This is a genomic window from Mesorhizobium sp. RCAM 05099, from assembly GCF_059683685.1.
In genome coordinates this window covers 613,503-633,097 of the sequence record NZ_CM185035.1, presented here as the reverse complement: position 1 = coordinate 633,097, position 19,595 = coordinate 613,503, and the positions used below count along the sequence as shown (strand labels likewise).

At 63.0% G+C, this 19,595-nt stretch carries 23 protein-coding genes and 1 pseudogene; 16 read left to right on the top strand and 8 right to left on the bottom strand.

Annotated features, from left to right (window positions below; genetic code table 11):
- Positions 1-153: 153 nt before the first annotated feature.
- On the bottom strand, positions 154-690 hold the full coding sequence (gene hemJ / locus AC56QQ_RS03070) for a protoporphyrinogen oxidase HemJ (protein WP_489858590.1): 537 nt from the start codon (positions 688-690) through the stop codon (positions 154-156).
- Entirely contained in the window at positions 690-1,721 is a 1,032-nt protein-coding gene (gene hemE, locus AC56QQ_RS03065; RefSeq protein ID WP_489858591.1) for a uroporphyrinogen decarboxylase, read from the bottom strand. The genes hemJ and hemE overlap by 1 nt, the downstream gene beginning before the upstream one ends.
- 404 nt (positions 1,722-2,125) lie before the next feature.
- Here hemE and AC56QQ_RS03060 point away from each other — a divergent pair, with 404 nt between their 5' ends.
- The 5 genes and pseudogenes from AC56QQ_RS03060 (at position 2,126) to dnaQ (ending at position 6,419) form a co-directional block, all read left to right on the top strand.
- On the top strand, positions 2,126-2,947 hold the full coding sequence (locus AC56QQ_RS03060) for a pyruvate, water dikinase regulatory protein (RefSeq protein ID WP_256753283.1): 822 nt from the start codon (positions 2,126-2,128) through the stop codon (positions 2,945-2,947).
- Positions 2,948-3,267: 320 nt separating this feature from the next.
- A complete protein-coding gene (locus AC56QQ_RS03055) occupies positions 3,268-3,867 on the top strand; it encodes a Maf-like protein (protein ID WP_497125509.1) in 600 nt (199 codons plus the stop codon).
- Entirely contained in the window at positions 3,860-4,702 is an 843-nt protein-coding gene (locus AC56QQ_RS03050; RefSeq protein WP_497125508.1) for a shikimate dehydrogenase, read from the top strand. The genes AC56QQ_RS03055 and AC56QQ_RS03050 overlap by 8 nt, the downstream gene beginning before the upstream one ends.
- A pseudogene (gene coaE, locus AC56QQ_RS03045) lies at positions 4,699-5,303 on the top strand (dephospho-CoA kinase). The gene AC56QQ_RS03050 and the pseudogene coaE overlap by 4 nt, the downstream one beginning before the upstream one ends.
- A gap of 411 nt (positions 5,304-5,714) precedes the next feature.
- A complete protein-coding gene (gene dnaQ, locus AC56QQ_RS03040) occupies positions 5,715-6,419 on the top strand; it encodes a DNA polymerase III subunit epsilon (RefSeq protein ID WP_497125507.1) in 705 nt (234 codons plus the stop codon).
- Between the two features lie 82 nt (positions 6,420-6,501).
- On the opposite strand, the gene secB is transcribed toward dnaQ, so the two are convergent.
- Together secB and AC56QQ_RS03030 are read right to left on the bottom strand one after the other, a co-directional pair.
- Positions 6,502-7,002, bottom strand: a complete 501-nt coding sequence (gene secB, locus AC56QQ_RS03035; protein WP_497125506.1) for a protein-export chaperone SecB — start codon at positions 7,000-7,002, stop codon at positions 6,502-6,504.
- 125 nt (positions 7,003-7,127) lie between these two features.
- Positions 7,128-7,628 carry an FxsA family protein gene (locus AC56QQ_RS03030; RefSeq protein WP_497125505.1) on the bottom strand — a complete coding sequence of 167 codons (501 nt, stop codon included), beginning with the start codon at positions 7,626-7,628 and terminating at the stop codon, positions 7,128-7,130.
- Positions 7,629-7,841: 213 nt separating this feature from the next.
- On the opposite strand from AC56QQ_RS03030, the gene AC56QQ_RS03025 reads away from it, so the two are divergent.
- From AC56QQ_RS03025 to AC56QQ_RS03010, 4 genes are all read left to right on the top strand, one after another.
- The gene (locus AC56QQ_RS03025; protein ID WP_256753290.1) at positions 7,842-8,549 is read left to right on the top strand and encodes a Tim44/TimA family putative adaptor protein; all 708 of its coding nucleotides are present in this window, start codon (positions 7,842-7,844) and stop codon (positions 8,547-8,549) included.
- A 127-nt stretch (positions 8,550-8,676) separates the two neighbouring features.
- Positions 8,677-9,783 carry a murein transglycosylase A gene (gene mltA, locus AC56QQ_RS03020; RefSeq protein WP_497125504.1) on the top strand — a complete coding sequence of 369 codons (1,107 nt, stop codon included), beginning with the start codon at positions 8,677-8,679 and terminating at the stop codon, positions 9,781-9,783.
- Complete coding sequence (locus tag AC56QQ_RS03015) at positions 9,780-10,325, top strand: Smr/MutS family protein (protein ID WP_497125503.1); 546 nt, start codon at positions 9,780-9,782, stop codon at positions 10,323-10,325. The genes mltA and AC56QQ_RS03015 overlap by 4 nt, the downstream gene beginning before the upstream one ends.
- A complete protein-coding gene (locus AC56QQ_RS03010; RefSeq protein ID WP_497125502.1) occupies positions 10,322-10,690 on the top strand; it encodes a helix-turn-helix domain-containing protein in 369 nt (122 codons plus the stop codon). The genes AC56QQ_RS03015 and AC56QQ_RS03010 overlap by 4 nt, the downstream gene beginning before the upstream one ends.
- Before the next feature lie 93 nt (positions 10,691-10,783).
- Here AC56QQ_RS03010 and AC56QQ_RS03005 read toward each other — a convergent pair whose 3' ends face one another.
- From AC56QQ_RS03005 to AC56QQ_RS02990, 4 genes are all read right to left on the bottom strand, one after another.
- Complete coding sequence (locus tag AC56QQ_RS03005; protein ID WP_489858600.1) at positions 10,784-11,038, bottom strand: hypothetical protein; 255 nt, start codon at positions 11,036-11,038, stop codon at positions 10,784-10,786.
- A gap of 186 nt (positions 11,039-11,224) precedes the next feature.
- The gene (locus AC56QQ_RS03000; RefSeq protein ID WP_497125501.1) at positions 11,225-11,842 is read right to left on the bottom strand and encodes a transglutaminase-like cysteine peptidase; all 618 of its coding nucleotides are present in this window, start codon (positions 11,840-11,842) and stop codon (positions 11,225-11,227) included.
- A 287-nt stretch (positions 11,843-12,129) separates the two neighbouring features.
- Entirely contained in the window at positions 12,130-13,407 is a 1,278-nt protein-coding gene (locus AC56QQ_RS02995) for a polyhydroxyalkanoate depolymerase (RefSeq protein WP_489858602.1), read from the bottom strand.
- Between the two features lie 231 nt (positions 13,408-13,638).
- On the bottom strand, positions 13,639-14,007 hold the full coding sequence (locus AC56QQ_RS02990; protein WP_497125500.1) for a septal ring lytic transglycosylase RlpA family protein: 369 nt from the start codon (positions 14,005-14,007) through the stop codon (positions 13,639-13,641).
- Between the two features lie 309 nt (positions 14,008-14,316).
- Here AC56QQ_RS02990 and AC56QQ_RS02985 point away from each other — a divergent pair, with 309 nt between their 5' ends.
- The 7 genes from AC56QQ_RS02985 (at position 14,317) to AC56QQ_RS02955 (ending at position 19,337) form a co-directional block, all read left to right on the top strand.
- Positions 14,317-14,502 carry a hypothetical protein gene (locus AC56QQ_RS02985; RefSeq protein ID WP_489858604.1) on the top strand — a complete coding sequence of 62 codons (186 nt, stop codon included), beginning with the start codon at positions 14,317-14,319 and terminating at the stop codon, positions 14,500-14,502.
- A gap of 422 nt (positions 14,503-14,924) precedes the next feature.
- Positions 14,925-15,893, top strand: coding sequence for an ABC transporter substrate-binding protein (locus AC56QQ_RS02980; protein ID WP_497125499.1), 969 nt, complete (start codon positions 14,925-14,927; stop codon positions 15,891-15,893).
- A gap of 80 nt (positions 15,894-15,973) precedes the next feature.
- Positions 15,974-16,606: a L,D-transpeptidase gene (locus AC56QQ_RS02975; RefSeq protein ID WP_497128871.1), complete on the top strand. Its 633-nt coding sequence runs from the start codon at positions 15,974-15,976 to the stop codon at positions 16,604-16,606.
- Positions 16,607-16,645: 39 nt separating this feature from the next.
- Positions 16,646-16,981 carry a hypothetical protein gene (locus AC56QQ_RS02970; protein WP_497125498.1) on the top strand — a complete coding sequence of 112 codons (336 nt, stop codon included), beginning with the start codon at positions 16,646-16,648 and terminating at the stop codon, positions 16,979-16,981.
- A gap of 14 nt (positions 16,982-16,995) precedes the next feature.
- Positions 16,996-17,310, top strand: a complete 315-nt coding sequence (locus AC56QQ_RS02965) for a hypothetical protein (protein WP_497125497.1) — start codon at positions 16,996-16,998, stop codon at positions 17,308-17,310.
- Positions 17,311-17,512: 202 nt separating this feature from the next.
- Complete coding sequence (locus AC56QQ_RS02960) at positions 17,513-17,962, top strand: RrF2 family transcriptional regulator (protein ID WP_497125496.1); 450 nt, start codon at positions 17,513-17,515, stop codon at positions 17,960-17,962.
- 31 nt (positions 17,963-17,993) lie between these two features.
- A complete protein-coding gene (locus AC56QQ_RS02955; protein WP_497125495.1) occupies positions 17,994-19,337 on the top strand; it encodes an FAD/NAD(P)-binding protein in 1,344 nt (447 codons plus the stop codon).
- Positions 19,338-19,595: the final 258 nt, after the last annotated feature.

The window sequence follows — 19,595 nt, the reverse complement described above, 5'->3', positions numbered from 1 at the left end:
TCTGAGTAAGCTTTGGGGAAATATCGGCGGGATGCGACAAATGCCGGGCGCGGCCGAAAGCAATGACGGGCGGCGCATGACGGGAAGGAAGACCCGTCTTTTATCGTCGGTCGGGTGAAAGAGCAAGCTGCGTTTTACGGGCCTGACAAAGGCTCAGAACGGCTTGACCACAACCAGAATCACGATGGCGATCATCAGCAATGTGGGGATCTCGTTGACGATTCGCCAGTGCCGTGCCGGTTTTTCGTTCCGGTCCTCGGCGAATTTGCGCACCGCGCCGGCCAGATAGCCGTGGACGGCCGACAGCAGAAGCACCGCGCCTATCTTGGCGTGCAGCCAGCCGCCCTGGAAACCAAAGCCTTTCCAGGCAAGCCACAGCCCAAACATCCAGGTGACGATCATCGCCGGATTGATGATGCCGCGCAGCAGGCGCCGCTCCATCACCTTGAAGGTCTCCGACTGCGCCGAACCCTTCTCGGCATCGGCGTGGTAGACCAGCAACCGCGGCAGATAGAGCATGCCAGCCATCCACGAGATGACGGCCAGGATATGGATCGCCTTCGCCCATGGATAGAAACTGTCGGGCGCGACGAAAAACAAAAGTGCTGTGAGGGCAACCAGGACAGCGAGGCTGACCGTCATGCGCATCATCGCCTGGCCGGTGCTGTTCACATTGTTCATCTCGGTCATCAGCGTGTCGCGCTCCGCACCAGTTTCACCATTGCCTCGACATGCGCGATCGGCGTCTCCGGCGTGATGCCGTGACCGAGGTTGAAAATCAGCGGCCCATCTCCCAGCGTCTTCAGGATCGTCTCGACGCCATCCGATAGGGCCTTGCCGCCAGCCACGAGCCGCAAGGGATCGAGATTGCCCTGGACCGCACCCGAGCGCTGCAAATCCTTCGCCGCCGTCAGGGGCACCGTCCAGTCGATCCCCAGGGCCGTTACCCCGGTCTTCTGGCGATAGGTCCGGTAGCGAGCGCCGGCCCCCTTGGGAAAACCGATGATCGGTACGTCGGGATGGATGGCGCGCACTTGCCTGACGATCTCGGCCACCGGCCAAACGCAAAACTGGTCGAACGACGCATCGTCGAGCACGCCGGACCAGGAATCAAAAATCTGCACCACATCAGCGCCAGCTTCGATCTGCCGGATCAGATAGGCCGCCGAATGATCGGCCAGCACCTTCAGGAGATGATGGAACGCCGCCGGCTCGCGATACGCGAACAGTCGCGCCGGCGCCTGGTCAGGCGTGCCATGGCCAGCGATCATGTAGGTCGCCACCGTCCATGGCGCGCCGCAGAAGCCGATGAGTGTTGTTTCGTCGGGAAGTTTTGCCCGCAACCGGCGAACCGTCTCGTAGACCGGTTCGAGATTCACGTGAAACACGCCGCTCTCCAGAGCCATAATCTCGGCAACCGAGATCGGCGTCAGCAACGGCCCTCGTCCCTCCTCGAAGCGCACGTCGCGGCCAAGCGCATGCGGAACGACCAGGATATCCGAGAACAGGATCGATGCGTCGAAACCGAAGCGCTCGATCGGCTGCAGCGTCACTTCGACGGCAAGGTCGGGATCGTAGCAGAGGTCGAGGAACGAACCGGCCCGCCTGCGCGTCTCACGATACTCCGGCAGATAGCGTCCGGCCTGACGCATCATCCAGAGCGGAGGCGGAAACACCGTCTTGCCCTTCAGGACGTCCAACATGATCCGGTTCTGGGGCATCGAGCGCTCGCTTCTCCAAGCCTCTCTATAATCAAATATTCTTATATCTAAGATTCTTCTGATTCTAAGAGTCTGTTGGTTGTGGTGGTTGTCACCTGTCCCGCTTTAACCCGAAAAATGCCAGCAAGCATATTGTCGCGCGTTTCGCTCGCCGGATTGTAGGGTTCTGGGGAAGGCCGGGAATCCACCACTGGAGTCAAGGCGTTAGGACGCGCCGGGAAAGAATCCCCCTGTGGACATCCGAAAGGCAAGACAAGCCGTCCCCAGACTTGTCCCCAGCCGCTCGACGAAGCCAGCAGCACATCGAATTGTGGACAAACTGCCATCTGATACAGTCGCCTCCGACCGACCTGTCTTTTTGTCCGACCTTATCCACACAAGCCCACAGCCCCAGGTGACCCCCTGTGAACAAACCCCAGAGCTTCTTCCACCTGCACCTGATTTCGGATGCGACCGGCGAGACGCTGCTCGCCGCCGGCCGGGCGGCTTCCGCGCAGTACAAGGACGCGCGCGCCATCGAGCACATCTACCCGCTCATCCGCACGGAAAAGCAGGTGGCGAAGGTGTTCGAGGACATCGAGGAGGAGCCGGGCATCATCCTTTATACGGTCGTCGACCAGAAGCTGGCGCGCGGCATCGACGAGCGCTGCGCCACCATGGGCCTGCCCTGTGTCTCTGTGCTGGAGCCGGTGCTGACCGTGTTCCAGTCCTATCTCGGCACGCCGGCCGGCCGGCGCGTCGGCGCCCAGCATGTTCTCGACGCCGAATATTTCCGCCGCATCGATGCGCTCAACTTCACCATGGAACATGACGACGGTCAGCTGCCGGCCAACATGGACGATGCCGATATCGTGCTGGTCGGCATCTCGCGCACGTCGAAGACGCCGACCAGCATCTACCTCGCCAATCGCGGCATCAAGACCGCCAACATTCCGATCGTGCTCGGCGTGCCGGTGCCGGAAAGCCTGGTCAACGCCAAGCGGCCGCTGATCGTCGGGCTGATCGCCACCGCCGAGCGCATCTCGCATGTCCGCCAGAACCGCGTTCTCGGCAACAGCAGTTCCTACGAGGCAACTGATTATGTGGACCGTGCCGCCATCACCGAAGAACTCGCCTATGCCCGCCAGATCTGCACGCGGCATGGCTGGCCGATGATCGATGTCAGCCGCCGCTCGATCGAAGAAACGGCGGCGGCGATCGTTGCCCTGAGGGGGAAGAATAGATAATTGGAACCGTGCAGCGCGTCGCCAACACCCACCGCCGCGAAGCTCGAAGGTCACGGCATGGATCCTAGGGTCTCCGCCGCGTCGCTGCGCTCCTTGCTTCGCCCTAGGATGACGAAGAGAGGATCGTCTCTGCCAATCTCCAACGTTGGTCATTGGCCATTGAACCATCGCGCCTTCGTCATCCTAGGGCGGCGCAGTCGCGAAGCGACGTCGCGGAGACCCTAGGATCCATGCCGTTACAGTGGCCGACGGGCGCATCGGTTTTTCTACTTGGATTCACATCTCGACGGAAACTGGACGGGTAATCGGGCGCACAAACCATGACAGAGAAAATCATCCTCGCTTCGGGCAGCCCGTTCCGCAAGGCGATGCTCGTCAATGCCGGCGTCGACGTCGAGGCGGTTCCGGCCGAAGTCGACGAGCGCGCGCTCGAGGCGCCCCTGCAGGGCAGCGGCGTCTCCCCCGAGGACGTCGCCCTGGTTCTGGCCGAGGCCAAGGCCACCGAGGTAAGCGCGCGCAAGCCTGGCGCGCTGGTGCTCGGCTGCGACCAGACGCTGTCGCTCGGCGACGAAGTGTTCCACAAGCCGGCCGACATGGAAGGCGCGCGCCGTCATCTCCTGGCGCTGTCGGGAAAGACCCATCAGCTGAACAGCGCCGCCGTGCTGGTCCGCGACGGCGCGGTGCTGTGGCGGCATGTCGGCATCGCCAGCCTGACCATGCGCAAGCTCGACCCGGCCTTCATCGGCCGCCATCTCGCCCGCGTCGGTTCCAAAGCGTTGTCCAGTGTCGGCGCCTATCAGGTCGAAGGCGAAGGCATCCAGCTGTTCGACAAGATCGAAGGCGATCATTTCACCATTGTCGGCCTGCCATTGTTGCCGCTGCTGGCCGAACTGCGCGCGCTGGGAGCGATCGATGGCTGAAGCGACGAAAAAGGCCTTCGTCACTGGCCACCCGATCAGGCATTCGCGCTCGCCGAAGATCCACGGCCATTGGCTGGCGAAACACGGCATTGACGGCAGCTATGAGGCGATCGACGTGGCGCCGCAAGATTTTCCCGAATTCCTGGCGACGCTTTGGAAACATGGCTATCGAGGCGGCAATGTCACCATTCCGCACAAGGAGGTCGCCTTCGCGCAGGTCGCCCGCCGCGATGACGCCGCCGAGCAGATCGGCGCCGTCAACACGCTTTGGTTCGAGGACGGCACCTTGTGGGGCGGCAACACCGATGGCCACGGCTTCGCCGCCAATCTGGATGACCATGCACCGGGCTGGGCGACCAACGGTCCAGCGGTGGTGCTTGGCGCCGGCGGCGCGTCGCGCGCGGTCATCCATGCGCTGAAGCAGCGTGGCGTCGGCGATATCCGCATCGTCAACCGGACGCTGGCGCGGGCACAGGAATTGTGCGATCGCTTCGGCGCCGGCGTTACCGCCCATGGCCCGGAGGCGACGAACGAACTGCTGACGGGGGCCGGTCTGCTGATCAACGCCACGGCGCTCGGTATGCATGGCAATGAAGGCCTGTCCGCCGATCCGTCCAGACTGCCCGACCAGGCGATCGTCACCGACATTGTCTACGTGCCCCTGGAGACGCCGCTGCTTGCCGCGGCTCGAGCGCGCGGCCTGAGGACCGTCGATGGTCTTGGCATGCTGCTCCATCAGGCCGCGCCCGGCTTCGAACGCTGGTTCGGCATCAGGCCGCAGGTTACGGCTGAGCTGCGTGCGCTCATCGTCGCCGACCTGGTGCCGAAGGCATGATCGTGCTCGGCCTCACCGGCTCGATCGGCATGGGCAAGTCGACGACGGCGAAGATGTTCGCCGAGGCCGGCGTGCCGGTTCACGATTCCGACGAGGCGGTGCACCGCCTCTATGCCGGCAAGGCCGCGCCGCTGGTCGAGGCGGCCTTTCCCGGCACCACTATTTCCGGTGTGGTCGATCGCACGGAGCTGGCCCGGCGGGTGCTCGGCGATGCCGCCGCGCTGAAGCGGCTCGAGGCCATCATCCATCCGCTGGTGCGCGCCGATGCCGATGCCTTCCTGGCCGGCATCGCGCCGCCGGCGTACCGCTGGCGGTCCTCGACATCCCGTTGCTGTTCGAAACCGGCGGCCGCGACCGCGTCGACAAGGTCGTCGTCGTCACCGCTTCGGCCGAGATCCAGCGCGCCCGCGTGCTGGCCCGGCCGGGCATGAGCGAAGAAAAACTGGCGTCGATCCTGGCCAAGCAGGTTCCCGACGCCGAGAAGCGCCGGCTTGCCGATTTCATCATCGACACGGGACAAGGTCTCGAGGCGGCTCGCGCTGCCGTCAAAGCCATCGTTGCGGAACTCTCCGGGAATAGGGGTGGCGAGGCCAACTCCTGATGGGGATGGCTTCCGGCCCAAATAGTTTTGTGAGGTGGACTATTTTCAGTTCAGGACGGTGATTAGTAACAGACCTCACTCTAGCGGAGGCTCATCATGACCACTTACAAAGATATCCAAGAGCATGTTCGACGGACTCGTTCCTTCGTCCCGAAAACGTGTTGGATTGCACACGTCTTGTCCGATTTCGGACTCACCAACCGTCAAGCTCCGAACAGGTTCGATCCGAAATCCAGGCGACATCCATGCCCGCCGGAAAAGCGTAATGCTCTTGAAGCGGCCATGCGAGAAATCGGCGTTTTGCCTTCATAGATTTCTATCTTACCCACCATTCTCTGAGGCCTGCTGGCGGCGCCCTATTGCCATTTTGTTCCGGTGTATGATTCTGCTCCTTAGGAGCAGACTGATTCGATGCGCGAGATCATCTTCGACACGGAAACCACTGGCCTCGATTCGCGCGACGACCGCGTGATCGAGCTTGGCGGCGTCGAGCTGGTCAACCGCTTCCCGACCGGCCGCACCTTCCACCACTATATCAATCCGCAAGGCCGCCCGATCCACGCTGAAGCGCAGGCCGTGCACGGCATCAGCGCGGCGGACCTCGTCGGCAAGCCGACCTTTGCCGAGATTGCCGAGGAGTGGCTGGCCTTCATCGACGGCGCCAAGCTGGTTGCCCACAACGCCACCTTCGACATCGGCTTCCTCAATGTCGAATTCGGCCGGCTGGGCCACCCGGTCATCGACAACGGTCTTGTCGTCGACACGCTGGCGCTGGCGCGCCGCAAGCATCCGATGGGCCCCAATTCGCTCGACGCGCTCTGCCGGCGCTACGGCATCGACAACACAAGGCGCACCAAGCATGGCGCCCTGCTCGATTCCGAACTGCTGGCCGAGGTCTATATCGAGCTGATCGGCGGCAAGCAGGCGGCGCTCGTCCTCGACAGCGCAACCGCCCCCGCCCAGGGCAGGGAGAATGTCCGCCAGATCGAAATCACGATAAGCCAACGCCCGGCGCCATTGCCATCCCGCCTGACCGACGCCGAGCGCGACGCCCACGCCGGCATGGTCGCCGCGCTGGGCGAAAAAGCGCTTTGGCTGAAGGTTGCGGCTGGCTGATTTCCGCCGCAGCGACCCGCCGACATCTCAAACAAAAAACCCGGCGCGAGGCCGGGTTTTTCGGAAATTCTGCAAGGCAGGATCAGCTCACCTTGACCTTGGTGGCGGCCTGGTCCTCGGCCAGCTTCTGCTGGAACATCTGCGCGAAATCGATCGGGTCGAGCATCAGCGGCGGGAAGCCGCCATTGCGCGTCGCCTCGGCAATGATCTGCCCGGCGAACGGGAACAGCAGGCGCGGGCACTCGATGAACAGGATCGGCAGCATGTGTTCCTGCGGGAAGCCGCTGATCGCGAACACGCCGCCATAGACCAGCTCGACATTGAACAGCACTTCCTGGTCGAAGGAAGCCTTCGCGTTCAGCGTCAGGTTGACGTCGAACTGCTTGTCGGAGAGCGGATTGGCGTTGACGTTGACGTTGATGGCGATGCCGGGCGCCTTGTCGCGGCCGCGCAGCGAATTCGGCGCGCCGGGGCTTTCGAAGGAGAGATCCTTCACATACTGGGCCAGAACGTTGAGCGACGGCTGTGCCGCATTGCCGTTTCCGTTGGCTGCGCCGACCGGCGCGTCATCTTTGCTGGCCATGAGCCGTTGTCCTTTTGCCTGGGCAGCATCGCTGACCGAATTGAAATCGGGCGTTCGCTACCATGGTCGGCATGACAAGACAAGGTTTGCAGCCTTGCTTGTGGCGACCCGGGAAGGCCGCTGCCTCAATCGTCCTTCAGGCGCCGCCACGGCGAGTTGTGGTCGGGACCGCGTTTCAAATCGTCCTCGCGCGAATAATCGCCGTCGCCGAGATCGATGACCCTGTCGCGCGGCCGGCCGCCAAAGCCCCCGCTGGTAAAATTGGTGGCCACGACGATGCGGCCCTTGAACCTGCGCCAGGCAAGGTCGCGCACCGGCGGCAGGAACAGGAGCAGGCCGATAATATCCGTGATGAAGCCGGGGATGATCAAAAAGATCGACGCGACCACGATCATGGCGCCATGGGCAAGCTGGCGGCTGGGGTCGCGGCCGGCATCCATCTCGGCGCGGATCCGGGTCATGACGCCGAAACCCTGGTGTCTCAAGAGCAGCACGCCGGCGATGCTCGACGCCAGCACCAGCCCGACTGTCGCCAGCGCGCCGATCTCGCGGCCGACGACCACGAAGCCGGCGATTTCCAGAAGCGGAAGCGCGAGGAGAAAAAGAGGAAGGAATGAAATACGCAAGTCTTGCCAACCCTTCCGATCGTCAGGCCGTTCAATGTTTCGGCCGCTGGCGAGCAATCGCCGCTGGCACTGGGCCTGTTAGATAGGTATGCCTGCCTTTGATTTGAATGATTGCGCCTTGCGTTCTATATGCTTTGAATGTTGAACGCTATGCGACCGCGGCTCCTTGGCCGGACGGTCCGGCCAAAAGGCAGGGATTGATTGGCGGAAGATATGGGATTCTTCGACTTCGGCACGATTTTCTTCCTGATTGCGGCGGTGGTCATCTTTTTCCAGCTGCGCAATGTGCTGGGCCGTCGTACCGGCAGTGAACGGCCGCCCTTCGACCCCTATACCGCGGCCCGCGGCGGCGACAAGGATGCCGCTCAGAAATCCGAAAATGTCGTTTCGCTGCCGCGCAAGCGGTTGCCGGGTGAGCCGGCGGCCGACACCTACGCGGCGATCGACGCCTTCGCCAAGCCTGACAGCGACCTCAACAAGGGCCTGCGCACGATCAAGGACAACGACCCGTCCTTCGATCCCAAGGGCTTCGTCGACGGCGCCAAGATGGCCTACGAGATGATCGTCATGGCCTATGCCGACGGCGATCGCAAGACCCTGAAGAACCTGTTGTCGCGCGAGGTCTATGACGGCTTTGTCGCCGCCATTGGCGAACGCGAGGCCAAGTCGGAAAAGATCCAGTCTTCCTTCGTCGGCATCGACAAGGCCGACATCGTTTCGGCCGAGATGAAGGGTGGCGAGGCCCATGTCACGTTGCGCATCATCAGCGAGCTGATCTCGGCGACCCGCGACAAGGCCGGCGCCGTCATCGACGGCGACCCGGAAACCGTCGCCGAGGTCAAGGACGTCTGGACCTTCGCCCGCGACACGCGTTCGCGCGATCCGAACTGGAAGCTGGTCGCCACCGAGGAAGAAGACTGAGCCCCGATGCATGTCGCCCAAAAGTGCGAAGCGGTCTTGGGGCAACGACAGGCATCAAACCCAGGATCCGAAGCGCGTCGCATGGCCCTCTTCAAGCACGACGCGCTTTAGTCGAAGGCGGGCTCCGGTGTCGCTGTCGCCTCTCCTTGTCGGAAAATCGTTTGAGGATCTCCCCGGCTGGGGCGAAGACGACCATCTCGCGGCCTTCGCGGCCTTCCGCCGCTCCGCCTTTCATGTCCTGACTAAACCCTATCGCACCGGGTCGCTCGGTATCGATTTCAACGCCTTCGCTGACGCCTACACCGAGGCCCGCACTGTTTCGCCGGCGAATCGGTCGCAGGCCCGTGCCTTCTTCGAGCGCCATTTCATTCCGGCGCATGTCCGCGCCGAGAACGGCGGCCCAGGCCTCGTCACCGGCTTCTACGAGCCCGAAATCGAGGCGTCGGCGGCGCAAACCCGGCACTTCTGCGTGCCGCTGCTGTCGCGTCCGGCCGATCTCGTCGATATCGACGACGCCAACCGGCCGCCCGGCATGGACCCCTATCTCGCTTTTGCGCGCCAGACGCCGGACGGGCCGGTCGAATATCCCGACCGTGGCGAGATCGAGCGCGGCGCGCTCGCGGGCAAGGGGCTGGAAATCGCCTGGCTAGCCGACAAGGTCGATGCCTTCTTCATTCACGTGCAGGGGGCGGCGCGGCTGAACATGACCGATGGCCGGCTTCGCCGCGTCACCTACGCGGCCAAATCCGGCCAGCGCTTCACCGGGCCGGGCAAGATCCTGAGCGAGATTGGCGAGATCCCGCTCGAGAAGGTGACGATGCAGTCGATCCGCGCCTGGTTCAAGGCGCATCCCGGCCGCGTCGACGAAATCCTCTGGCGCAACCGCTCCTATATCTTCTTCCGCGAGGCGGATGTCGACGATGCGACGCTCGGTCCGATCGCCGCCGCCAAGGTGCCGCTGACGCCGGGCCGCTCCGTCGCCGTCGACCGCCTGCTGCACACATTCGGTACGCCGTTCCATATCGACGCTCCGTCGCTGACCGCTTTCGACGGAAAACCGTTCCGGCGCCTGATGATCGCGCAGGACACCGGCTCGGCCATAACCGGGCCGGCGCGGGGCGACCTGTTCGCCGGTTCGGGCGACGCGGCCGGCGAGATCGCCGGCGTGGTGCGCAATGCGGCGGACTTTCACGCGCTGGTGCCGCGCGCGCTCGTTTCGGGTTCGAATCGATGACCCGGCGCCCAGACAGGGTGAGCGAAGCCAAGCTAAGCGAGGACGACCGGGTTCTGTGGAACCTGGTGGCGCGCACGGCCAAGCCGCTGAAGGGCAGGACAGCCGTCGACATTCCCGACATCGGCGCCGAGCCCAGGCCTGCGCCGCCGCAACCAGCGCCGCTCGCCGGCGCTCCGGCCGGCGCGGCGAAGCCGAAGGCACAACATGTCGCGCACGCGCTCGATGAGCCGACGCTGGACAAACTGTCGAAAGGCCGGCTGCCGATCGAGGGCCGCGTCGACCTGCACGGCCTGACCCAGGACGAAGCCTATTCGCTGCTGTTTTCGTTCCTGCACCGCGCGCATGCCGGCGGCATCCGCTATGTGCTGGTCATCACCGGCAAGGGCTCATCCTCGGGCGGCGACGGGGTGTTGCGGCGCGCGGTCCCCGCCTGGCTGTCGACGCCGGCCTTCCGGCCGCTGGTCTCCAGCCACGACCATGCCGCGCGCAACCATGGCGGCTCGGGCGCGCTCTATGTCCGCTTGCGGCGGGTGCGGTCATGACCCCCTTCGGCGAGAAGCTGCGCGCGCTGCGCAGCGAACGTGGTGTCAACCAGAAGGACATGGCGGCGGCGATCGGCGTCAGCGCGGCCTATCTGTCGGCGCTGGAACATGGCCGGCGCGGTGCGCCGACCTGGACGCTGATTCAGAAGATCATCGGCTATTTCAACATCATCTGGGATGACGCCGAGGAACTGGCACGGCTGGCCGAGGCCTCGCACCCGCGTGTGAAGCTCGACACGTCGGGTCTGAATCCCGCCGCCACCGAGCTTGCCAATCTGTTGGCCGAGAACATCGAAAAACTTGACGAGGCCGAACTTCGCCGCATCACCGCGTCGATCCGCGCGGCGCTGGGTCGGCGGCCGTAGCCCAGGCGATTTGCGCCAGACGGCGCGAGTTCTGCTGCTGGCGCCGGCGTCCGCTTCACCTGAAGAGCCCGCCGGCGGTCAGCAGCGATGAGATCACGGCTTGCCGGCCGCGCCGCCCTTGTTTCCGCCGCCATTGGTGCTGGGGCCACCATTGTCGTGATGGTCGCGGCCACCGTTTCCACCGCCCAGGCAGTCCGATGCGCCGGCGGCGCTGCAGCAGCGACCGCTCCACAGATCATTGAGCGTGGTCTTGGCGCAGCTCGTGACGGTCTGGTCAGCCAGAGCGGATCCGGTCAGGGCCGACACGGCCGCGGCAGCGAGAAGGGCATTCCGCAGAAAAGCAGTCATCTGAAGTCTCCATGGTTGAGTTTCTGTCGTCCACGGCTGTGTGTCGCCGGGCGAACGGAAATGGTTCATGGAGAAATGCGAAAATTTGTCGAAAGGCGGCGCGATGCGCGGCTGATGCAGCTGCGACCGCCTTGGATCAGGAGGCCGTCATTGCGTTCGCCATCCTCGGGCGGAACGTCCAGTCCGCTACTGGACCGCGCCGACCAGCACCTGCTGGCCGCCCCGGATCGAGACCCAGCGACCGGTGTTGTCGATCGCCTGCCGTTTGAGGAAGCGATAACCGGTCTGGTCCCACGGCTTGACCTTGTCGGTCAGATTGTCGAGCACGTAGTCGCCCTTGTCGGTGCGCACCGTCAGCACCGCGTGGCCCTCGCCGTCGGGCTTGCGCACCACGGTGATCAGCAGATCGGCAAGCGAGATGCTCATGCGCGAAAGCTCGCGTCGCTTTTCCAGCACATAGTCTTCGCAGTCGCCGACGCCCTTGTCGGGATAGGCCCAGACCTCGTCCTTGCCGTAGATTTCCATGTCGCTCATCGGCTTGACGGCGGCGTTGACCTTGGCGCTGACGCTGATCAGCTTGCGCATCAGCCCATCGGTCATCGGGGTGGGCGCGAGGTTGGTCGGGCGGATCGAGCATTCGCCCGGATTGAGCCTGCAGAAATCATAGTGGCCAATCGGCTGCGAGGTCAGTCCCCCCGTCACCATTGCTCCAGCCGCCAAAGCCGGTGCCACCCAGCCTCCCGTTGCTGCCAGCCCGGCCAACACGCACAAGCGCAGCCTTCGTGCCATAGGTGAGGAAATCATTGTCCCCGCTCGCCCTTTGTTATTAACGAAAGGTTAAGGGCGATTGACAGTCCGTGTCAATTACGACGACGGGCGGATTAGCAGCATGGTTACCCGAGCGGCAGGACAGCGTCTATTGTGCAACAGAATCGGCCGCCACCCTCATTCTGGCGGCCAATCGGCGTGGATTGTCGCTGCCGTACTTAGAACGCGTGGGCTTGAACCGCGTCAGTCGGCGCGGTTTAAGCCTTTTGTACTACGAGCCATTGTCCCGCATGACCGCGCACCGTGGCACAGGCCCGTGGGCATTATTTCTTGGCGGTGCGGACCAGCTTCGGTTTCACCGCAACGCGGTTCTGTCGGCCATAGCTGGTGATGAAGTCGACGATGCGCGGCACGATTTCGGAGCGGAAGCGCGAGCCGTTGAACACGCCGTAATGGCCGACCGCCGGCTGCATGTAGTGGGCGTGCCTGTCGGCGGGGATGTTGGGGCACAGATCATGTGCCGCCTTGGTCTGGCCAAGGCCGGAAATGTCGTCATTCTCGCCCTCGACCGTGAACAGCGCGACATTGCGGATCTCCGACGGGTCGATCCTGGTGCCGCGATGCGTCATCTCGCCCTTCGGCAAGGCATGGCGCACGAAGACGGTGTCGACGGTCTGCAGGTAGAACTCCGCCGTCAGATCCATCACCGCCAGGTATTCGTCATAGAAATCGCGGTGCTTCTCGGCATTGTCGCCATCATGCTTCACCAGGTGCATGAAGAAGTCCTTGTGGGCGATGATGTGACGGTCGAGGTTCATGCTCATGAAGCCGGAAAGCTGCAGGAAGCCCGGATAGACCTCACGGCCGAAACCAGGCACCGGCCACGGCGCGTTCATGATGACGTTGTCGCGGAACCAGTCGATGCCCTTTTCCTCGGCCAGAAGGTTCACCGCGGTCGGGTTGCGGCGGGTGTCGATCGGTCCGCCCATCAAGGTCATCGTCGAGGGAACGAAGGGGTCGCCGCGCGTTTCCATCAGCGCAACGGCGGCAAGCACCGGCACGGAAGGCTGGCACACAGCCATCACATGCGTGTCGGGCCCCAGCGTGTGCAGCATGTCGATGATGTAGTCGATGTAGTCGTCGAGATCGAAACTGCCATCCGCCAGCGGCACCATGCGGGCATCGACCCAGTCGGTGATATACACGTCGGCATGGGGCAGCATCGCCTCGGCCGTGCCGCGCAGCAGCGTCGCGTAGTGGCCGGACATCGGCGCCACGATCAGCAGCTTCGGATCCGGCCGGCGCCCGGCTGGCAGTGCGCGTTCGAAGCGGACGAGATTGCAGAACGACCGCGACCAGACGGTCTTTTCGGTGACCTCGACGCTCTTCCAGTCGACCACCGTCTTGTCGAGGCCGAACGTCGGCTTGCCGTAGCGGCGCGTCGTCCGCTCGAACAATTCGGCGGTCGCCGCGATCGAACGGCCCCAGGCTGTATGGGAAACCGGATTGAGCGGATTGGAGTAGAACATCCGCACCGCGTCGGCGTAGAGGCGCGCGGGCTGCATGGCGGCGTGGTTCATTTCATAGAGCTGGTAGAACATCGAGAACCCCGCTGCTGCTGCCGACCGAAGGGACGACGAGCAGCGCCGAGCCCTGGATATCTCGCGGCGAGGTTAACAACTAATTGTTGCGATGCAATACGTCACGTTGCGTGACCAATGGTTCTTTCGTCCAAAGCGTTGAAAAACCGCCTCGAACGGCGCAGCCGGCTCAATGTGCATTGCGAAGTGTATAGGAAATGTGTCCGACCTTCGCGCCGGACACACGCGACATCAGACGCGCGCCATGCAGACGGCGGTGTGGCCCGAGCCGATGAAGCCGAGTTGGCCGGCGGCACCCTTCGACAGGTCCAGCACGCGCCCCTTGATGAACGGGCCGCGATCGTTGATGCGGACGACGACGCTGCGGCCGTTGTTCTGGTTGGTCACCCGAAGCTTGGTGCCGAAAGGCAGGGTGCGGTGGGCGGCGGTCAAAGCCGAAGGATTCATGCGCTCACCCGATGCGGTCCTGGAATGCAGGGCATACCACGAAGCGCGGCCGCACTGGCCGGCGGCGGCGGTTGCCGAAGAGGCGGAGGCGCCGACCATCAGGCCAGCAGCGATCGTTACCGCGACAAGCGCGGTCTGTTTTGTGTTCTTCATTTTTTGGGGATGACTCCGTTTTTGACAGACCCCAGCCGTTAGGTAGCGAATAAGGCGGGAAATGCGGCAATCATCTGGCGGTTCCGTGGCGAAGGCACACGTTTGGAGTCGCTGGGTAACAGTCTGTTAGTGATATTCCGGGGCGCGATGATCAATTCATCATGATCTTCGTGCCGATATCCGAGATTTGTTTGACAAGATCGGGCGCTGATATCCAAGTAGAAGTCGGCGTGATCGAGCCGCTTCCTTTGGCTCTTTCATCGCGGCGATGACACCGCAATAGATCGACTTGGGAAGGGATATCGGACAGTGAGACTGACCAAAAATCTGCTGGCCTTGATCGTTCTTGCCCTCGGCGCGCTATGGTCGCTGCAAGGCATCGGCGTTGTCGGCGGAAGCTTCATGACCGGCCAGTCGCAATGGCTCTATGTCGGCATCGTCACCATGCTGGTCGGCCTTGCCGGGCTGGCGTGGGCGAACCGCTCGCGCAACTGACACATCGAATACAGGCCCGCCACGGCCGGCATCCCCAAGGAAACGTATCAGGACCGGATGCCGGTTTGAACGTGCGATCTGGCGCGGAGAACCGCCAAGCTAGCGTCGACATCCTTGGCGGGTTTTGCAGGTCACCATAGCCAGCAATTTGGCGATCCTTCATCCGATACCGTTGGAAGCAGGTCCGCAAGAGGAGGCTAATAAGGTATTATCTTCGGATTCGCCGAGTGTTGCACCAAGCGAATTATGCTCCCGCCAGATGGGGTTGCGTCGGGCTGTTCGATCTTGATTTATTTGCGCCAAAAGAGGATATTTATTCTGGCTAGCACGCATATATTAAGCAGAGCGCATATTTATATATTGTATTGACGCATCGCTGTCCTCAGCCGAATTCCGAAGGAGCACGTGAAGAGGATCACTTGATGGTCGACCTGGTGAAATTGGCATTGAAAGTGGCGGTGGTCGCCTTGGCGATTGTGCTCGGCGATGTTCGCACCCAGGCTGCCGATCTTGTTATTGCGATGCCGAACTGGTCGTCGGGCCAGGCCACGGCCAACATCCTGAAGGTGAGCCTCAAGAAGGAGTTCGGGATTGATGCGGATGTGGTGGAGATGGGCACTCTAATCGCATTCGCCGGCCTCGACTCCGGCCAGGTCGACATCCATCCGGAAGTCTGGCTGCCCAACCTCGACAACCTCGTCAAGAAGTATGTCACCGATGCCGGTACGGTCGCGATCGGCCCGATCGGCGTTCCGGCCTGGCAAGGCATCTGCGCCAACAGGACAGCAGCCGACAAATACGGCTTCAAGGACATTTCCGACCTCAGTGATCCGAAGAAGACCGAAGCGCTCGACACGGACGGGGACGGCAAGGGTGAGATGTGGATCGGCGCCGAGACATGGTCTTCGACCACAATCGAGCGCATCCGCGCCAACAGCTACGGCTATGCCAAGAACCTGACGCTGCTCGAGATGCCGGAAGATGTGGGCATGGCGGCTGTCGATGCGGCGGAGGCGGCGGATCGACCGATGGTCTTCGCTTGCTACGCGCCCCATGTGGTTTTCAAATTGCACGACATCGTCCGCCTGACCGAACCGCCATATGATGCCGCCAAATGGAAGATCGTGCTGCCGACGGAGGACCCACAGTGGCTTTCGAAATCGAACGCCGCCGTTGCCTGGGATACGGCTCACTACCACATCGCCTACGCGACTTCGCTGCGTAAGAAACATCCGGAGGTGGTTCGCTTCCTGGAGCACGTCGACTTCAAGCCGGAAGAGGCGATCGACATGAGCTATGCGCTCCAGGTCGAGCGGCAGCCGCCCTATGCCTACGGCGAGCAATGGGTGGCCAGGAACGAGGCGCGCGTCGAAGGGTGGGCCAAGCAATGACCAGGCTCTCGAAGACAAGGTCCGGCGCGGACAAACGGGCGAGGGGGACTGACGGCGGGCATGCGGCAGGCCTCGCGGTTATGCTGGCGCTGGGGTTGGTTTTTTCCACCGCCGTGTCCCTTGCCGCGGGAACGCAGGTCTACGATCCCAAGACGCGGCAATGGACGGATTACAATCGCACCAAGGCCTACCGGTATTACAAGCTTCACAAGCAGGTGCCGGAACCTTTTCGGCCGCAGGTGGTCAAGTTCCGGACCGCGGAGCAGCCCGGCACCATCATCATCGATGGCAACCAGCATTTCCTCTATCTCGTTCAGCCTGGCCAGCAGGCGATCCGCTACGGCATCGGGGTCGGCAAGGACGGCTTCGGATGGGCAGGCATCGTCAAGATTGGCCGCATGGCGGAATGGCCGACCTGGACGCCGCCTGCCGAAATGGTTGCCCGCGACCCCAATGCCCGCCCGTGGGCCAACGGCATGCCTGGCGGCCCCGACAATCCACTCGGCGCACGAGCGCTTTATCTCTACGAAGGCGACCACGACACGATCTACCGCATCCATGGCACGCCTGAACCCTGGACGATCGGTCTGGACGTGTCCTCCGGATGCATCCGCATGAACAATGGCGACATCATCGACCTGCATTCACGCGTCAAGGTCGGGGCGAAGGTCATCGTATTGATGCAGGGTGCTGCCCTCTACAAGGGCGTCTGATCGAGGACGGGCGTATAATTCGACATAGGGGACAGGACTATGGCCATGATGACCCGCAGGCAGTTCCGGATGAGGCACTGGATCATTCACGGCTCAGCCTCGATTGTCACCGCAATGGTTCTAGGGGCATGCCAAAGCGCCCCGACACCCGACCAGATGTCGAGGACCACGGTCGAAACCGCACCTGCCGATCTTCAGCTTATTTGCGCCGGTGAGGCGGCGAAAGCGAGCGGGGTCGATAGCAGCAAGGCGTTGCCGACCAGTTCGCGCAAGCTCGATTCCAAGAGCTACCAGGTCGAACTCAACGTCGCGGGAAAACCAACGAGTTGCATCGTCGATACCGACGGCAAAGTGGCTTCGGTTCAGCCGGCCTGACGGCCGAGAGCCGAATGCGGTCTGTGCCTCAAAACCTGTCTGCGGCTGAGCAGCCGAGCGCACAGCAGGCTTTTTTGAACAATCAATTCTCACCCAAGCCCAATGCCACGCAAATCCATGCTTCAAACAGCAACGGAATTGACAAGCCGTCCCGCGTGTTCGAGGTTAAGTATAGTATTCTTATCGACATGAGGGAATTGGAGGCGACGATGAGCGAGCACCCCACCACCATGATCGCTCAACGCACGCGCCGCGGCGTCGCGGGAGCCGGCGCGCGAAACGGCAGGCCGGCGGAAACCATTTATCGCCTTGTCGCCGTCGAAATGTAGTTCGGTGCTCTTAATGGCACTAAGGCCGGTTAAAACGGCTACGGCGGCTTGAAAACGAAACAAAATCAACGTTTCTAGGCTTGTAGATAATGTCACTAGAATTTATCTGTGATGACGGCCTGGTCGCGGCGAATTCCCGGAGCGCCAGGTGTTTTGGCGCCGATGGTTCCACACCGTCGCATGACAGAGAAATTTTGATTTCATGCTCACAAAAAAGGGCAAATACGGCCTCAAGGCGCTTGTACACCTCGCGCAATTGCCCGCCGGCCAGCTCGCTTTCGTCAACGACATCGCGACGGGCAACAACATCCCGAAGAAGTTCCTCGACGCCATCCTGGGCGAGCTGCGCAATGCCGGCTTCGTCCAGAGCCGCAAGGGCAAGGATGGCGGCTATCGCCTGGCCCGGCCGGCCGACGAGATCAAGGTCGGCCATGTCGTGCGTGTCCTCGACGGGCCGCTGGCACCCATTCCCTGCGCCAGCCGCACCCAGTACCAGCGCTGTGAAGACTGCAACGAGGCGACATGCCAAGTCCGACATCTGATGCTCGAGGTCCGGCAGGCGATCGCCGAGGTACTCGATCAGCGCAGCCTCGCCGAAATGCGCGATATCGCGAGCGACGACCTTGCGGTCCTGGCGAAACTCCAGGCCTGACGCCGGCGCTTCTCACAAGGCGTTGCTGCGCATGACCGGGCGCGCGAACTCCATCATCATTGTCGGCGGCGGCGCCAGCGGCGTCGTGCTGGCCGCGCATCTGCTGAAATCGCCCAATCCCGATCTGCGCGTCACGCTGATCGAAAAACGCCCGCATTTCGGCCAGGGCATCGCCTATTCGACGCTGCTCTCGGCGCATGTTCTCAATGTCAGCGCCGCCGGTATGAGCGCCTATGCCGACGATCCCGGCAATTTCTGGCGCTGGCTGCAGGGGCGTAGCCTGGTAGACCGGGAGCAGACGCCACAGACACCCTTTTACGCGCCGCGCAGCATCTATGCCCGCTATCTCGGCGAGCTGCTCGACGAGCTCGAAGCGCGCGAGCAGCCGACCGGACGGCTGCGCCTGATCCATGAAGAGAGCCTGTCGATCACGCCGACCGCCTCCGGCGTCGAGGTGGCGCTCGCCAACGGCACCAGCGTCGTCGCCCATCTGGCCATACTCGCCACCGGCCATGACGAACAGCCGGCGCAAGGCCATGCGATCCGCATGGGCTCGGAGGCCGACACGGCGCTGCCCCCCGACAGCCGCGTCATGGTGCTGGGCACCGGCCTCAGCATGGTCGACGCGTTCCTGGCACTGGAACAGCGGGGCTATAGGGGGCAGATTATCGCCGTTTCCCGGCGCGGCCTGCTGCCCTCGCCGCACCGCAAGGGCAATCCGATCAAGCTCGATGTCGCCGACATTCCGCTCGGCACCCAGCTTTCCTATTTCGTCGGCTGGTTCCGTGACCTGATCAGGGAAAACCAGAAGGCCGGCATCGACTGGCGCGACGTCGTCGACGGCCTGCGGCCGTTCAACCAGAAGATCTGGCAGAACTGGCCGTCCTCCGCCAAGCGCCGCTTCGTCGAGCACACCAAGGCCTGGTGGGATATTCACCGCCATCGCATGGCGCCCGAAGTCTACGCCCGCGTGACCGAGGCGGTGCAGTCGGGCCGCATCCGCCTGGTTGCCGGGCGTGTCGTCGGCATCACCGCGGCTGACGGGTTCACCGTGGAGGTCCAGTCGCGCCACACGCAGCGCCTCGAGACATTCGACGTCGCCCGCATCTATGATTGCTCCGGTATCGTCAGGGACATCTCGACCTCGTCGAACAGCGTGGTGCGCTCGCTGGTCGACCGCGGCCTGGCCCGGCCGGATCCGCTGCGCATCGGGCTCGATGTGTCGGCCAATTGCGAAATCATCGCCGGCGACGGGACCGCTTCGGCCAAGATCCTGGCGGTCGGCCCGCTGACGCGCGGCACCTTCTTCGAGATCGACGCCATTCCGGATATTCGCGTGCAGTGCGCGCGGCTGAGCAAGCAGCTTCTCGGTTGAGTTCGCCGCCATGCGTCGTCATCCTCGGGCTTGACCGAGGATCCATCCCGCGACATCCGACGAAGAATGCAGCGGCTCAGAACGGCACTTCTATCCGCCGCGAAGAGATACGCGATTTTGGTCCGCCTTAGCGTGTCATGAAAGTCGCGGCACGGATCCTGGGGTCTGCGCTGCGTCGCTACGCTCCTTGCTCCGCCCCAGGATGACGAAAGCGGCGAGGCCTCGACCAATCGCGAAGCTGTGCGCTGCCGCCGTGTG

Bases quoted from the DNA above. Each gene is read 5' to 3' on its own strand.
- hemJ (WP_489858590.1), bottom strand. From the start codon at position 690: ATGACCGAGATGAACAATGTGAACAGCACCGGCCAGGCGATGATGCGC.
- hemE (WP_489858591.1), bottom strand. From the start codon at position 1,721: ATGCCCCAGAACCGGATCATGTTGGACGTCCTGAAGGGCAAGACGGTG.
- AC56QQ_RS03055 (WP_497125509.1), top strand. From the start codon at position 3,268: ATGACAGAGAAAATCATCCTCGCTTCGGGCAGCCCGTTCCGCAAGGCG.
- AC56QQ_RS03050 (WP_497125508.1), top strand. From the start codon at position 3,860: ATGGCTGAAGCGACGAAAAAGGCCTTCGTCACTGGCCACCCGATCAGG.
- dnaQ (WP_497125507.1), top strand. From the start codon at position 5,715: ATGCGCGAGATCATCTTCGACACGGAAACCACTGGCCTCGATTCGCGC.
- secB (WP_497125506.1), bottom strand. From the start codon at position 7,002: ATGGCCAGCAAAGATGACGCGCCGGTCGGCGCAGCCAACGGAAACGGC.
- AC56QQ_RS03025 (WP_256753290.1), top strand. From the start codon at position 7,842: ATGGGATTCTTCGACTTCGGCACGATTTTCTTCCTGATTGCGGCGGTG.
- AC56QQ_RS03015 (WP_497125503.1), top strand. From the start codon at position 9,780: ATGACCCGGCGCCCAGACAGGGTGAGCGAAGCCAAGCTAAGCGAGGAC.
- AC56QQ_RS03010 (WP_497125502.1), top strand. From the start codon at position 10,322: ATGACCCCCTTCGGCGAGAAGCTGCGCGCGCTGCGCAGCGAACGTGGT.
- AC56QQ_RS03005 (WP_489858600.1), bottom strand. From the start codon at position 11,038: ATGACTGCTTTTCTGCGGAATGCCCTTCTCGCTGCCGCGGCCGTGTCG.
- AC56QQ_RS03000 (WP_497125501.1), bottom strand. From the start codon at position 11,842: ATGATTTCCTCACCTATGGCACGAAGGCTGCGCTTGTGCGTGTTGGCC.
- AC56QQ_RS02995 (WP_489858602.1), bottom strand. From the start codon at position 13,407: ATGTTCTACCAGCTCTATGAAATGAACCACGCCGCCATGCAGCCCGCG.
- AC56QQ_RS02990 (WP_497125500.1), bottom strand. From the start codon at position 14,007: ATGAAGAACACAAAACAGACCGCGCTTGTCGCGGTAACGATCGCTGCT.
- AC56QQ_RS02980 (WP_497125499.1), top strand. From the start codon at position 14,925: ATGGTCGACCTGGTGAAATTGGCATTGAAAGTGGCGGTGGTCGCCTTG.
- AC56QQ_RS02975 (WP_497128871.1), top strand. From the start codon at position 15,974: ATGCTGGCGCTGGGGTTGGTTTTTTCCACCGCCGTGTCCCTTGCCGCG.
- AC56QQ_RS02970 (WP_497125498.1), top strand. From the start codon at position 16,646: ATGGCCATGATGACCCGCAGGCAGTTCCGGATGAGGCACTGGATCATT.
- AC56QQ_RS02965 (WP_497125497.1), top strand. From the start codon at position 16,996: ATGCGGTCTGTGCCTCAAAACCTGTCTGCGGCTGAGCAGCCGAGCGCA.
- AC56QQ_RS02960 (WP_497125496.1), top strand. From the start codon at position 17,513: ATGCTCACAAAAAAGGGCAAATACGGCCTCAAGGCGCTTGTACACCTC.
- AC56QQ_RS02955 (WP_497125495.1), top strand. From the start codon at position 17,994: ATGACCGGGCGCGCGAACTCCATCATCATTGTCGGCGGCGGCGCCAGC.